Raw genomic sequence first — 14,939 nt, forward strand, 5'->3', positions numbered from 1 at the left:
GAGACAACATGAACGAGTTGATGGCACGGAAAAAGCACACCAAAACCGCGATAGCGGCCGCTGTATCGGTATTGATCATGGGTGTGTCGGTGCAGGCGCACGCACAAGATGTTGCTGGCGAACCGCAGACGGTGATTGTCACCGGCGTGCGCGCGGCGCTGGAACAGTCCTTGCGCCAGAAGCGCAATGCGGATGCGGTGGTCGAGGTCGTCACGGCCGAGGACATCGGCAAGATGCCCGACAAGAACGTCGCCGACGCCATCCAGCGCCTGCCAGGCGTGAACACCCAATCGTCCGCCGGCGGCGAAGGCGGCTTCGGCGAGAACGACCGCGTCAGCCTGCGCGGCACCAGCCCGAGCCTGCAGCAGACCTTGTTCAACGGCCACGCCATCAGCACCGGCGACTGGTTCCTGCTCAATCAGATCGGCGGCAACGTCGGCCGTTCCAGCAGCTTCTCGCTGCTGCCTTCCGAGCTGGTCGGCTCCGTCGTCGTGCAGAAGAGCGCCACGGCCGACCTGGTTGAGGGTGGCGTGTCGGGCGCCATCAACGTCATCACGCGCCGTCCGCTCGATTTCCGCCAGCAGCTGACGGTCGAGGGTTCGGTGCAGGCCAATTACAACGACCTGTCCGACAAGGCCGAGCCGCACCTGTCCGGCCTGGTCAACTGGAAGAACGCGGGCAACACCGCGGGCTTCCTGCTGCAGGCATTCTCCGAAAAGGCCGCGGTGCGCCGCGATGGCCAGGAAATCCTCGGCTACACACCGATCAGCGCTACCAGCGCGGCCGCAGTCGCCAACCCGCGGCTGGCTGGCGTGATGGTGCCGACCTTCATCGGTGCGACGCTGTTCGAGCAGGTGAAGAAGCGCACCGGCGGCGCATTCGACTTTGAAGTCCGCCCCTCCAGCGCCCTGACGCTCGACGTCAACGGCTTCTACTCCGAACTGAAGGCGCCGCACCAGAACACTAACTGGCTGGCCGCGCCCGCCAACTCGATCAATGGCAGCAACCTGGTGCCGCTGAATGCAACGGTCCGCAACAACACGCTGGTGGCCGCCTCATTCGCCAGCAATTCGGGGGAGGTCGACAACATCTACCGTCCTGAAGCGGGCGGCGAGTCGTGGTACCTCGATTTCAACGGAAAGTTCCGCGCCAGCGAAAACCTGACCCTGTCGGGCAAGCTCGGCAAAACCCACGGCGTCGGCTACGACCGCAAGGACGTGTACTACCAGAACAACGTCGACGGCGGCATGGTGTACGCGCTCAACGGCCTGTCGCCGGCATCGGTCAGCTACCCGGGCGGCAACACCACCTCGCCTGGCTCGACCGCGTGGGCGGGCGGCGGCGAAGCCCAGTCGGTGGACCAGGAAAAGTACGCGCAGGTCGATGGCGACTGGCGCACGCGCGGTGCGCTGGTGGAGTCGGTTCGCTTCGGCGCACGCTTCACCGACCACCACCGCACGGCCGAACACCCGCTCGAAACGCGTCCGGGCCCGGTCGGCTTCAGCAACCCTGGCCCTGCATGGAATGGCCAGATGTACCCATCCGACTTCGCCGACAACCTCGGTGGCAACCTGTCGTCCAGCTATTTCAAGTACGACGGCGCTGCGCTGGGCGAGTGGGGCGCTGTGCCAGGCAATCGGCTGCTTGACTACACGCTGCGCCACAACTGGATGGACGAATTCAAGGTTCGCGAGAAGACCAACGCGCTGTACGCGATGGCGGATCTTGGCGGCGACGGCTGGAGCGGCAATATCGGCCTGCGCGCAATCGAGACGCGCCAGACCACGGTCGTCAATCTCGCTGGCGGTCCTAATCCGATCACCGGTTCGGCCTTCGGCGCCTACACGCCAACCACGTTCGAGCGCACCTACCGCGACTACCTGCCAAGCGCTAACCTGAAGTTCGACGTGCGGCCTGACCTCGTCGTACGCACTGCACTGGCGAAAACCATCGCACGTCCGGACTACAGCGCATTGGGCGGCTCGGTCTCGCTGAACGACGATGCCTTGAGCGGCAGCGGCGGTAACGTGAATCTCGATCCGGTCCGTTCGACCAACTTCGACCTGTCGGCGGAATGGTACTTCGCACCGAAGGCGATGCTTTCGGCAGGGTTCTTCTACATGGACCTGCGTTCCATCGTCGCACAGGGCACGTCGACCGGAACCTACTACAACAACAAGCGCAGCGCGCTGGCCGAGTACCAGATCACGTCGCCGTTCAACACCAGCGGCACCAACAAGGGCGTGGAGTTGAGCTACCAGCAGCCGCTGGGACAGAACTTCGGCTTCCTGGCCAACTACACCTACGCGGACGGAGAGCTGGATGGAGGCGGCGAGCTGCTTAACTCGTCGAAGAACACCTACAACCTCACCGGCTACTTTGAGAACGAGCGTTTCAGTGCGCGCCTGGCTTATAACTTCCGATCCGCGTACAAGGCAGGCGTGGACCGTGGCGCGAGCCAGCACGTGGACGACATGCCGTCGCTGGCGGGATCGATCAACGTCAAGCTCACCGAGAACCTGACGCTGACCTTCGACGCGCTGAATATCACCAACGAGACGATCAAGATGTACGCGGAAAGCCATGACCGTCCGCGCGCCTTCTACTCGAACGGCCGTACCTTCTACCTCGGCCTGCGCGCCAAGCTGTAATTGGCGGGCAGGGACCGATTGGGCAAGGCCGAAGCTACAGCAAGGTGCATCGTCATTCCCGCTTTCGCGGGAATGACGGTTCACGGTATTGCGGCTTCGGCCTTGCCCTTTTTTCATGCGGGATGAAGGACCAGGATGCCGACAAATTCAAATGGGCGGATGCCTCCGCTCGCCATCGAGTGGGAGTGCGTGTCTAACTTTTCAAGCGACATGACGTTCACCGCACGGCTGGCGTTGCGCAATGTCTCGGATCAGGTGATTGCTGCGGGGTGGGCCGTGTGCTTCAACACCTGCCGCAAATCCATTGCCAGCACGGTGAGCTCGGGCTACACGATGGAACACGTCAACGGCGACCTGTTTAAGCTCATCGTAAATGACGGCGGCGAGTGGCTGCCGGGCGAAGTCCACGAGATCAGCTACGACGCCCAGTTCTGGGCAATCAGCGAGACCGACGCACCGCTCGGCTTTTACCTTGTTCCCGGCGACGGCGGACCACCGACCGACCTGGGCGATCCGGTAATCATCCCATTCGCCCGCGCGGAGCAGAGGCACCGGCATCAGTACGATCGCGTGCCAGCATCCGACGCAGCGCTCCGGTTCCGTCAGAACGAACACTCGCACCTGCTGCCATTGGACGCTGTCGGGCGAATTACACCGAGGCCGTTGTCGGCGCGATTCTCCGCCGATGCTTGCTACCTGACGCGCGACGCGGAGATCGTCCATGTCTCGGCGCTGAACGATGAAGCCCGGCTTCTTCGCGCCATGCTGGACCAGCTACCAACCGGCCCAACGGGCGAGGACACACGTATCGTGCTGGAAGTCGGCCACGTCGGCACAGACGGCCCACCTGGCGACGAAGCCTACATGCTCACAATAGAACGCGACATGGTGGTCGTGCGTGGCACCAGTCCCCATGGCGTTTTCAACGGCATCCAGTCGCTGAGCCAACTGCTGTCCAACGGCGGTAGTGTGCCCGTTGGCCGCGTTACCGATGCGCCCCGCTTCAAGTACCGCGGCATGATGCTGGACGTGGCGCGCCATTTCGCAGGCAAGGAGACGGTGATGCGCCTGCTCGACTGCATGGCGCGCTTCAAGCTCAATCGATTCCATTTTCACCTTACGGACGACGAAGGCTGGCGCCTGCAGATCGCAGCCCTGCCGGAACTGACCGATATCGGCGCACGACGCGGCGTGCCTGCGGACGGCCAGCCATCGCTCCCGCCATCGTTTGGATCGGGCGCGGACATTGACGCCTCCGCAGGCACCGGCTATTACAGCGCAGACGACTTCATCGAAATCCTGCACTACGCGCATGCGCGGCATATCGAGGTCATCCCCGAGTTCAACATGCCGGGTCACGCGCGTGCGGCAGTAGTGGCAATGCGCGCCCGCCACGACCGCTTGCGCGCCAATGGCGATATTGAAGGCGCGAACGAATATCTGCTTAGCGATCCCGACGACGAGTCTGTGTACGAATCCGTGCAGCTCTGGCACGACAACGTCATCTGCATCGCGCTGCCATCGGTCGACCGCTTTATCGATGCGGTGGTCACTGAAGTCTGCGCGCTGTACCGCAAAGCCGGGGTGCCAATACGGACTGTGCACACGGGCGGCGACGAAGTGCCGGCCGGCGCCTGGCTCGGATCCCCGCTCTGCCACGCACGCATGAAGGAGCAGGGCTGGACCGAAGTCTCGCAGCTGCATGCGGATTTCGTGCAGCGCTGCCGCGCCATCCTCGCTCGCCACGGCCTCGCTTTCGCCGGGTGGGAAGAGACCGCGCTGATCCACGCATGCGTCGGCGGGCGCCAGCAGCTTTTGCCCGCACCAGAAGTCGGCGGACCGGAGTCGCGCGTCTACGTCTGGAACAATGCATGGGGATCGGGGACGGAAGACTGCGCCTACCGCCTGGCTAACGCTGGTTACAACGTGGTGCTCTCGAACGCGGCAAGCCTCTACTTCGACATGGCCTATGCCAAGGACCATGGAGAACCAGGCTACTACTGGGCGGGTTTCGTCGAAACGCGGCAGGCCTTCACATTCTGCCCGTTGGATACCACGCTTACCCCGGGTAGCAACGCCATGGGTCACGCCGTATCGCCGCCAGTGTTCGAACCGCTCGACGAGATCGGTGCCACGCGCATCGCGGGCATCCAAGGGCAGCTGTGGGGCGAGAACTCCCTATCGCGCTCACGCATCGAGTACCTCGCGGCGCCGAGAATGATCTCGCTCGCCGAACGCGCATGGGCGGCGGATCCGGGCTGGCACCTGATTGCGGACGCGGGCGAACGCACGGCCTGCATTGAGCGCGACTGGAACGAATTCGCAAACCGGCTTGGCCAGCGCGTACTGCCGCATCTGGACAAGGAACCGCTGGCCTACGGCTACCGCCTGCCTCCGCCCGGCGCAATGTGGAAAGACGGCGCGGTGCATGCGAACGTCGCACTACCGGGGCTGGCGCTGCATTACACTACCGACGGCACCGAACCGTTCGCGGGTAGCGAGCGCTATCGCGTCCCGCTCACGGTGGCGCCAGGCACGGCCGCCGTTAGGATAGCCACGTTCGACACGCGTGGCCGCAAGAGCCGAACCGTCACCCTTGACCCTGAAGACGCACGCCATGAATAACGCAACCGCCGCCGCAGTGACGCTGCCTGCCGCCCGCCATCCGCTGGTGTGGGTGCCGACGCTGTACCTGGCGCAGGGCCTGCCGTTTTACGCCGTCGCGCTGGTGGCCGGTCTTATGTTGAAGAGCATGGGCCTGCCCAACGACCAGATCGCGCGCTGGACCGGCCTGCTGGGGCTCGCTTGGGTGTTCAAGGCGCTATGGAGCCCGTTCCTTGAACTGGCGCGCAGCAAAAAGCGCGTGGTCGTGGCGTTCCAGCTGGTCGGGGGTGCCGCACTGGCCGGCGTCGCACTGGCGCTGCAGTTGCCTGCCTGGTTCGCGATCAGTATCGGATTGTTCGCGGTGGTGGCGCTGGCATCGGCCACGCACGATATCGCGGCAGACGGCGTGTACATCGCAAGCCTGTCGGAACGGCAGCAGGCGGCATATGCGGGCTGGCAGGGCGCCTTCTTCAACGCGGCCAAATTCCTCTCGCTCGGCGGACTGGTGATCCTCGCCGGCCACCTCGAAAAGAGCATCGGTCCGGCGCCCGCATGGACGGTCGTGTTTGCGCTGCTTTCCGCCACCATGGTCGCGCTGGCGCTGTACCACCTGTGGGCGCTGCCGGGCGCCGGCACCGTCCGAAGCGCTTCGGTGCGCGGCATCGCCACCACGCTGGTCGACGTCATCCGCGCGTTCTTCGCCAAGCCCGGCATCTGGCTGGCGATACTATTCATCATTCTGTTCCGCGCGGGAGAAGGGCAAATCCAGACCATCGGGCCGCTGTTTTTGCGCGACGCGCGCGAGATCGGCGGGCTGGGACTGTCGACTGGCGAAGTGGGCGCGGTGTATGGAACGGCTGGCACCATCGCCTTCCTGGCCGGCAGCATCGCGGGAGGCTACTTCACGTCCTGGCTGGGTCTCAAGCGGGCGATGATCTATCTGATTCTGGCGATGAACCTCCCGAACGCCGTGTTCTATTACCTGAGCGTCGCACAGCCCGATTCGCTGGGCGTTATCGCGGCGGCATTGGGGCTGGAGATGTTCGGGTATGGATTCGGCTTTGTCGGCATCATCCTGTTCATCATGCAGGTAGTCGCCAGCGGGCCGTACCAGACCGCGCACTACGCGCTGGGGACTGGCTTCATGCAGCTGGGCTTCGTACTATTCAAGATGATCAGCGGCGACATCCAGCAGGCGCTCGGATACCGCACGTTCTTCCTGTGGGTGGTGTGCGCTGCCTTGCCGGTACTGCTGCTGATGCGCTTCGTGCGGCTGGAAAGCGACGCTAGCGCTTCTTGACGGGCAGTGCGAGCCAGCCCTGCCACTGGCCGGCGGCGTCGCGTTCGACTTTTTCGATGTGCGGACGGGTGCTGTCGAGGCGCCAGACGGTTTGCTTGTCCAGCCAGTCCTCATACATCGAGCGGAAGCGCGGCCACTCCTTCTGGAACTCAAGGACGGCGTAGTGGCCTGCGGGGAGAATGCGGACGCCGAGATTTGGATCGGTGACTGCATCACTGTCGATGCCGAAGTCATAGCAGTATTCGCTCTCGCCAGTAAAGCCCGGGTCTTCGTCGAAGACGCCGTACCACGGCGCGCAGCGGGCCACGCCATCAAGCTGCTCGCAGTGGCGGATCAGGTCATTGCAGGCGATCGACAGCGCGGCGCCCGACTGGCCGAAGAAGCGCTGATAGCGCAGCGTGACGGCGGGGAGCGAGCGCACCTGGATGCGCGCTGCGATCGTGCCGGGCTCCGGCGCGCGGTAAGGAGCGAGGATGACTTCGAGGTTGTCCGGCTCGGCGACAAAAAAACTGACATCGCTCTCGCGCCCGACCTGCTGGTCCATATAGGCGCGCCAGCCACCATCGCGCCACTCCTTAGCCGACATCGCGAACTGCTGTTTGAACGCCTTGGCGAAGGCCGCGTTGGAGGGAAAGCCACAATCCTGCGCGATGCGGACGACGGCGACGTCGGGCTCATGGCGAAGCAGGTGTGCGGCGCGGCGCAGGCGGCGCTTACGCTGGTATTCGACAGCGGAGAAGCCGGTCAGCTCGCGGAAGATGCGGTCGAAGTGGAATGAGGAATAGCTGGCCGATGCCGCCAGCGATTTGAGGGCGAGCGGATCGCCGACCGAGTCGAGCATCAGGTCCATGACTTCGTACAGGCGCGAGACGCGGGACGTCGGCTTCACTGGTGCGGACCTGGCACGTGACGGATGCAGGCTGCCGACAACGTCAGGCCTTCAGGCGGCAAAGCGAAGTGGAGAGTGCGCGGCATCGAAGCGATCGGGTACCAAAGTGGAACGATTATCGCCCAGAAGCCATGCAGTGGCTAAATAACTTCTAGAGGCCGCGCTCGCGCACAGCCACGGACCGTACGGCGGACAAGCGCATAGGACTCGGCGTCCCCCGTGACTCCGCCGAATTGACGTGAAGTCAAAGCGAATAGTTACCCGCTGAGTCGTCATTCCCGCTTTCGCGTGCGAGGGGCGCGGTCTTGCGGCTGGACGAAACGGTCAATCCGTCACGACGTGCCACACATCCATGACCTTATCCCCCACCTTGTCACCAGCCTTCTTATCCTTCACAAAGGTGTACAGCGGCTTGCCTTTGTAAGCAAGCTGCTTGCTGCCGTCGGCGCGGGTGATGGTCGAATAGTCTGCGTCCATTGGCTTCGCGTCGCCAGCCATCACAGGCGGCCAGTTCTGCGCGCATTTGCCAGCGCAGGCGCTCTTGCCAGCAGAGTCCTTGTCGTAGGTGTAAACGGTCATACCCTTCGAATCGACGAGCATGCCGCCGGATTTTTTGACCGGCATGGTGTCCGACGCGTGGGCGGAGAAGGTGAAGAGGGTGAACAGAACTGCAGTACCAAGGCTGACTGATTTCATGGAATTCTCCTGTGAAAAATCGAGTGCGAGGACCGGTTATAGTTGAACTGCCCGGACATTCTATCGCACCCCTCGTTGTGTTTTTGTCCTCAGCCCCCATATATTTTGGATGCGTAGAATTCGCTAACGAATGCCTTGGATTCCGTACGGTGCGCGTCTGTACACCGGCAAACAAGGTAATGTATCGAACCGAGCTGTTGAACAACTTTATTGAACGAAGGAGTAGGCCATGGATTGTCCTGTATGCAAAAACGTGCAACTTGTGATGTCGGACCGGCAGGGTATTGAGATTGACTACTGCCCGACCTGCCGCGGCGTGTGGCTGGACCGTGGCGAGCTGGACAAGATCATCGACCGCTCGGTGCCAGGTGCTGTGGCGCAACCAGTGCAGCAACCGGTTCAGCAACAGGCTCAGCAGGTTCGCCACGATCCCTACCAGGGACAACATCAGCCGCAAGGATTCGGCCATTCCCAGCCGTCGCATGGCTACCCTCACCACAAGAAAAAGAAGCGCGAAGGTTTCCTCGGCGAACTGTTCGATTTCGACTGACCAGTTACGATCGCCGCAGATCCGGGCCGGCTGTTTACACCGCCGGCCGCCGCCCGTCGTCCTCGCGAAAGCGGGGACCCATACTGAATGCGCGCTCGCCGCTAACGGTATGAAGCATGCGGCCGTGTCTGGATACAATGTCCTTTTAATCCCGACGCGGCCTGCCCGCCCACGACTCCATGGCCCACATCCATCCGACCGGCTGGCGCGAGATGTCCATCACCGGCACCGCCGCGCGCGAGATTGAAACGCTCTCCTACCTCGACGAGCAGCTGGCGGACGCTCCCTACAGCATCTACCACGGCGTCCACTGGACCAACGTCGAACAAGGCTTCTCCGCCTACGGCGAGATCGACTTCATCATCGTCGCGCCAAACGGGCGGGTACTGCTGATCGAGCAGAAAGCCGGCTTTCTGACTGAAACGCCGGAAGGCCTGGTCAAGAGCTACCAGGGCAAGCCGCGCAAAATTCGCAACCAGATCCTGCGAACCATCGAAGGCCTGGTGAAGCGCTTCGGCGGTGAGCTGTCGATCGACTACCTACTGTACTGCCCCGACTACACCGTGCGCGATCCGCACTTGGCCGGCATCGACCCGCGCCACATCATCGACGCCACTGCCGCAGACCGGCTTTCCCAGGTAATTCGCGAAGTGCTGCCTGTTTCCGAATTCAGCGACCAGTTCGAGAAAGTGACGCGCTTCCTCGGCGACACCCTCAGCCTGCGGCCCGACCCGAGCGCGATGATCGGATGCGCGACCGACATGGTCACGCGCCTCTCGGGCGGCCTGGCAACGTGGGCGCGCCGGCTGGACTTCACTCCATACCGCCTGCGCGTGGTGGGCACCGCCGGCAGCGGCAAAACCCAGCTGGCGCTGGCCGAATACGCCGACGCAATCGACGCCGGCCTGCGCCCCTTGTACGTGTGCTTCAACCGGCCACTTGCCGATCACATCCAGCGCCTGGTGCCGCCCGGCGGAAGAGTGGCCAACTTCCATATGCTGGGCGACGCCTTCATGCGCGCGCAGGGCATCACGCCCGATTACTCGTCGCCCGAGGTATGGGGCGAAATGGAGAGGGCGCTGGCCACCGCCGAGCTGCCCGAAACCTGGATGTACGACGTGCTGATCGTCGATGAGGGACAAGATTTCTCCATCGCCTGGCGCAACATCCTGCTGCGCATGCTGAAGGAGGGCGGCCGCGCCACTTGGCTGGAGGACCCGACCCAGAACCTGTACGGCCGCGACATGGTGCCGCTGCCGGGGTGGGTGACGCTGCATTCGCACACCAACTATCGCAGCCCCCGGCAGATTGTCGACATGCTGGCGTCGATTGGCGAGGCGCGCCAGCCGGTGGAGGCGGCCAGCCCGTTTGAAGGCGCGGATATCGAGGCGCTGGTGTATCCGGAGGGTGATACCGAGGCGATGCTGGCGCAGACCAAGCATGCGATCACGCTGTGCCTGGCGGCAGGGTTCGCGCGGCCGGATATTGCGATTGCGTCGTTCAGGGGGCGGGAGAAGTCGGCGATTCTTGGGCGCGATACGCTGGGCGATGCGCATACGCTGAAGTCGTTCACGGGGGAGTACGACTTGTTTGGGAATCCGGTGTTTCGGGAGGGGGGATTGCTGGCGGAGTCGGTGTACCGGTTTAAGGGGCAGTCGGCGCCGGCGGTGATTTTTACGGAGATCGATTTTGAGCAGATCGATGAGCTGGTGTTTCGGAAGCTGTTTGTGGGGATGACGCGGGCGAGGTTGAAGTTGGTGCTGGTGTTGAGTCAGCGGGCGGCGGAGCGCTTCCTCGAGAGAATCTGAATCGCGACCTGAACGACAGCGAACGCGTGCGACGTAAGTTGAGCGACACGAGAATTTGAATTTCATGTCGCGTACCCATTATAGTCACGCTGCCCGGACAACCCAGCGTGCTCGAAGGGCCGTCCCCGTTTCTCACCGCGCCGAGCCAGATGAATATCCAGCACTCCGGCTTAGACGACATCACTAGCGGTATTCGAACTTGACTACGTAGCCCCTATCGACAAGCACCTAAAGAACGTGCGGTTTGTGGGCCCGTCTTGGCTCTACGCTTGGATGTCTCGGATGATGATTGACAGTAGCGCGTTGCATAAACGCGCTTCAGGAGCGACGGCGGCTTCAGGGTGATAAGCCTTTTTGATAACTGCGGGATGGACCCAATTTCTGAACTCGCGCAGGGAGGTGGGGAGATCTACTGGCCCTCTTACGCCGTGAAGAAATCGCCCGACCAGCATCAGATTGACTAGCCGCCACGTCAATGGATTCGCTACTCTTTCCTTACCTAAAAATTGCGGCCGTTGAGCCGCGGGCACTGCAGAGATAGCCGCCGTAATCGCAGGCGTACCCTTTTGGATAAGCCAATCCATCAATATCGCCTCCAACGCAACTCCGTAACCGATGATGGCAAGTCTAAAATACCTACTGTTCGAAGCCGAAACGGCGCCATTATAAGACGAGGCACAAATCTCCCGCAGTTCTACATCCGCGATGAAATCGAATTGTGCTTCATCGAGGGGTAAGAGGAAAACGTGGGTCGCATCCTCCTCCGGAACGTCAGGACGCAGCTGTGTGCTTGAACGCGCAATACTTTCGTACAAAGCATTGCGGAATACGAGATTCGCATTCTCACGCCGGAGCAAACCGATTGTGGTCATAAATTTGTAGTCGATATTCGCGGGGTCATTAATAATTGACCCATGGCTAGCAGCTGTTGCGGCGATCTTTTCTAAATTGGAATCCTGGACGACTGTACGGAAAAGGCTCCTGATATGCTCACTTCCTTCAGAACTTAACACTGCAATCTGGGATTTTATGCTCTCCAACCGATTCTCTGGAAGTTCGTCCTCTGCGATCGAAACAAGCGACTGCACTAAATGCGGTTGTCCGCCAACGGCGGAATAAATCAACTCTGCGATATCTTTCACCTCCGCCTCCGCGCGGGACAAGATAACACTCGTTAGTTTTATCACTTGGGCGAGATCGAGATCGTCAGTGTCGATGCGCACGCATACGTTAAATGGTGAATTTAAGTCGTCTACCAATGTTTCTGGGCGGAAGGTTCCTGCAAACACAAATTGAACATTTGCGAGCAGCGATTCCGGTTCGGCTGCCGCCGCCGCACCCTTAATGGCGCGGATCTGACCAAAAAACGCGTTCCGCTGTGCCTCGTCGCGGATGGACGAAGCCTCGTCGATAAGAATGACGACTGGCGCTCCGGGCATTGCTATCATACTGGCGAGCCAATCCACCAATTCGTTACTATCAAGCTGTGGTGCAACCTCAATTTTCATCGATTGCGCGACAGTGGTCGCGAACCACTCGAGCATTTGTTTGAAGTTAAGCCCTGGCGGCATCCGTTGCAAATCTGCAAGTCCACACCGGAAACCGGATTCGATAAGAAATTCCCGGATGCGTATCAAGGCGGAGGTTTTGCCGTGTTGGCGCGGACCAAGGAGTAGAACCCAGTCCCGTTTGATAACAGTCGCCCGTACATCCCTTTCAAATTTCCGTTCAATATATTCTTTGCAATGGAGGGGTACCGGCCCGTTTGTAACACTCATTTTTTAAATTCTCCAACGTAACGATTAATGGCAAGGTCTGGCCCCCCATAATAGGAGAGGGCAGTCGTGAACCAGTTGGCGCGTAGTTTATAGCCTAACGAAGACTGCTCGGCTATTCCATAGAGCTCGAGCATCCTAAGCGCCTCGTGGAGTGGCTTGCCATCGGTATGCACGCCTAAATTTCCTAATTCCGCAAGCAAGCCGTCAATTGTCTGCAGTTTCTTGATCAGTAGGATGCTAACGATCCGCTCCAGCGGGTCGGCCTGACCCCAATACGTCTCAAGGTACTGCTCAGCATACTCAAACTGGGAAGTGATCCCAATGAGATCATCGGCCGAGGCAAAGACATCATCCCGACTGCGCTGGTTGACTGCAGCTACTATCTTATCACCGATAAACTGGAGTAATTCCGGATGACCATCGGTACTTTCCCAACATGCGTTCAGAAAATTTTCACGATCCTCGATTCGGATACCCAATATCTCTAATGGTTCAGCTAGTAACGAATTCGCCGCAGTTCTCGTCAACTGCCTTAGCATTAGAGGCTTACAGAAATTCCAATGAGGTGACTTGGCATCCCAGAGCGAATTCGCAATCGTCCGTTCTCCAGAAAAAACAAACTGGGCTAGACCCTGTTGAGAAATTGATCGACATGCGCGGAAGAACGCCTCAGGCACCTGATCTTCGGTATGATTTCGATCCCAATCGAGTAGTTGGTCGATTTCGTCCAGGAGAATCACAATCGGTCGCCCAGATCCGTCATTTAACTGGGCCACTAGATCGAATAGGTGGTGAGGACGAAAATCTTCTGAAACCAATGTACCCCAATTGCGCGCCGCCATTACGCCAAAATCGGCCCAGGTTCTGACTACCTGACAGTCGCCGAAGAATGGGCGCAGATCTGCCGATTGTAAACGTCGTGTTGAATGTCGCATTAACGAGGTTTTTCCAATTCGACGGCCTCCAAGCAATGCTACGCTGTTCGTCGCGAGTGTACTTAAAAGGTTTGCTTCCTCCTCCTCACGCCCGAAAAAGACCCGTGAAGGAGTGACACCGCGAACGACAAAGGGACTGAGCTTTGTTAGGTCGGTTTGCTCGAGCATAATAGCTCGCAATCGATCACGTGTTGCCTCTCGCTGTTGAGCCATCGTAAGGCAAGCAGAAATATCTATGACCAATACTGTAACAGGCAACGATGTTTGGATATCCCGCAGTTCCGGTAATTCGGAAAGGGGAATTGGCGTAGCAGTGACAACAACTGCGAGGCGAGAAGAAGGCGCACTTTGCAACGCGTGTCGCGCTATATTCCGGAAACATTGTGGCGTCAACTTTTCTTCACGCGCTGCAACGAGAAAAGTTTCAGTAAAGACCGGATCTTCAGCTATTGATACCAGAGACGTATTAAACGTAGCCAATGGGATCTTGTCGGACAAAAGGGATCCATCGACCAGTTTCGAGAATCCTGCAACAGCAGAAGCGCCGTCGAATTTCATTCGCAAATTTCGAAATTGATTTACTAAGTCGCTTCGACGCCACGTCAACGATTGGGCGTCACTGGATATAACTAAATCAAGATCGTTGTTTGCCGAAGCAAAGTTAGCTAATGAAAGACGGGCAGGTTCAGAGGCAACGGGCAACGAGGTCGCTGTAATCGCTGTGCCTTGCATTAACGAATCTTGAATAAGCTTTCCTAATCCTGCCAAGTCTACAGGCAATTCTTCTGGAGCCGTCAGAATCTGTGTGATCGCATTATGCAGTCCATTTGCTTCCGCCTGGTGAAGGCTCATCGTATGAGGCACTGATGAGAATAGCTCAGCTAGGACCTTGTCCGGCGTGGCCCGCAATCCTTGCCCATCCGCAATTAATATGAAAGCAATTCGATTTGCCGTTAGTGTTGTTCTGACGTTTGGAAAAATTGCAGTAAGGTCGCGAGTTTGTCGCCCCCCGGTATAGGCCTGAAAGGTAGCGGCAACGCCGATCCGCGCAATTCCATCGCAGGCGATTACGTATTCGACGATACGCCGGGTTGTGGAAGGCAATGAACTTGGCGACACAAGAGTCAGGCTTGCACCGCGCTCTTTATTGAACTCGACTAAAGCGGACTCAATGGACCGTAAAACACGAGACTTAATCTTGGCATCGACGCGCAATCGGCGTCGAGGTGCATCGTCACCAATCTGCAAGACCAGAAACAAGCTTCGTAGATTGAGCGGTGGGGACAGTAATCGCTCTACTCCTAGTTCGAAAATGATCTCGGAAGCGCTTTTGGCTGTTTCTGGAGTTTTCGGCGGAAAAATTGGCGACGGAAGAATCCGCCCATCCTCTAATTCAATACTGCCGGCGATGGAAAGAAGAGTGCATATAAACGCGTATAATCTCGGGTGCTGTAGAACAGCCGTCGATAGCGATATTGCATTAAAGGTGCCCGACGATATCAGATCTTGGAGTACAGTTATTTCAAGGTGATAGCCGCCCACGACCGTATCCGCCTGATCAAAATCGACTATATCGCGAGGCGAATAGAGATCGGGAGCTATTGATTCCTTGAACTTAGCAATCTTCTCTTGGATTCCGTCACTGGACTGCTGCATTTTAAATCCTCACATTTCCTACTTGCGTTCGATGGAACAATAGTTCTGATGCGAAATTACGCATTCAAGCTT

The 14,939-nt window shown here is 59.4% G+C and carries 9 protein-coding genes; 5 read left to right on the top strand and 4 right to left on the bottom strand.

Annotated elements, in window-relative coordinates:
• Nucleotides 1-8 precede the first annotated feature (8 nt).
• The 3 genes from HHL21_RS06020 to HHL21_RS06030 all read left to right on the top strand — a co-directional run bounded on the left by HHL21_RS06020 (nt 9) and on the right by HHL21_RS06030 (nt 6,555).
• Nucleotides 9-2,651 carry a TonB-dependent receptor gene (locus tag HHL21_RS06020; RefSeq protein ID WP_229496086.1) on the top strand — a complete coding sequence of 881 codons (2,643 nt, stop codon included), beginning with the start codon at nt 9-11 and terminating at the stop codon, nt 2,649-2,651.
• Between the two features lie 210 nt (nt 2,652-2,861).
• A complete protein-coding gene (locus tag HHL21_RS06025) occupies nt 2,862-5,276 on the top strand; it encodes a family 20 glycosylhydrolase (protein WP_229496088.1) in 2,415 nt (804 codons plus the stop codon).
• The gene (locus HHL21_RS06030; protein WP_169464331.1) at nt 5,269-6,555 is read left to right on the top strand and encodes an MFS transporter; all 1,287 of its coding nucleotides are present in this window, start codon (nt 5,269-5,271) and stop codon (nt 6,553-6,555) included. The genes HHL21_RS06025 and HHL21_RS06030 overlap by 8 nt, the downstream gene beginning before the upstream one ends.
• On the opposite strand, the gene HHL21_RS06035 is transcribed toward HHL21_RS06030, so the two are convergent.
• Nucleotides 6,542-7,444 carry a helix-turn-helix domain-containing protein gene (locus tag HHL21_RS06035; RefSeq protein WP_370659670.1) on the bottom strand — a complete coding sequence of 301 codons (903 nt, stop codon included), beginning with the start codon at nt 7,442-7,444 and terminating at the stop codon, nt 6,542-6,544. The genes HHL21_RS06030 and HHL21_RS06035 overlap by 14 nt on opposite strands.
• A gap of 324 nt (nt 7,445-7,768) precedes the next feature.
• Nucleotides 7,769-8,140, bottom strand: coding sequence for a COG4315 family predicted lipoprotein (locus HHL21_RS06040; RefSeq protein ID WP_169464332.1), 372 nt, complete (start codon nt 8,138-8,140; stop codon nt 7,769-7,771).
• A gap of 229 nt (nt 8,141-8,369) precedes the next feature.
• Between HHL21_RS06040 and HHL21_RS06045 the strand changes: the two genes are divergently transcribed.
• Nucleotides 8,370-8,690: a TFIIB-type zinc ribbon-containing protein gene (locus tag HHL21_RS06045; RefSeq protein WP_169464333.1), complete on the top strand. Its 321-nt coding sequence runs from the start codon at nt 8,370-8,372 to the stop codon at nt 8,688-8,690.
• Nucleotides 8,691-8,869: 179 nt separating this feature from the next.
• Complete coding sequence (locus tag HHL21_RS06050; RefSeq protein WP_169464334.1) at nt 8,870-10,498, top strand: ATP-binding domain-containing protein; 1,629 nt, start codon at nt 8,870-8,872, stop codon at nt 10,496-10,498.
• A 263-nt stretch (nt 10,499-10,761) separates the two neighbouring features.
• Here HHL21_RS06050 and HHL21_RS06055 read toward each other — a convergent pair whose 3' ends face one another.
• Both HHL21_RS06055 and HHL21_RS06060 read right to left on the bottom strand, forming a co-directional pair.
• Nucleotides 10,762-12,276: an AAA-like domain-containing protein gene (locus HHL21_RS06055; protein WP_169464335.1), complete on the bottom strand. Its 1,515-nt coding sequence runs from the start codon at nt 12,274-12,276 to the stop codon at nt 10,762-10,764.
• Nucleotides 12,273-14,867, bottom strand: coding sequence for an AAA family ATPase (locus tag HHL21_RS06060; RefSeq protein ID WP_169464336.1), 2,595 nt, complete (start codon nt 14,865-14,867; stop codon nt 12,273-12,275). Before HHL21_RS06060 ends, HHL21_RS06055 begins: the two co-directional genes overlap by 4 nt.
• Nucleotides 14,868-14,939: the final 72 nt, after the last annotated feature.

This window comes from Massilia polaris, from assembly GCF_012927275.1.
In the GTDB taxonomy this organism is placed as follows: Bacteria; Pseudomonadota; Gammaproteobacteria; order Burkholderiales; family Burkholderiaceae_D; genus Telluria_A; species Telluria_A polaris.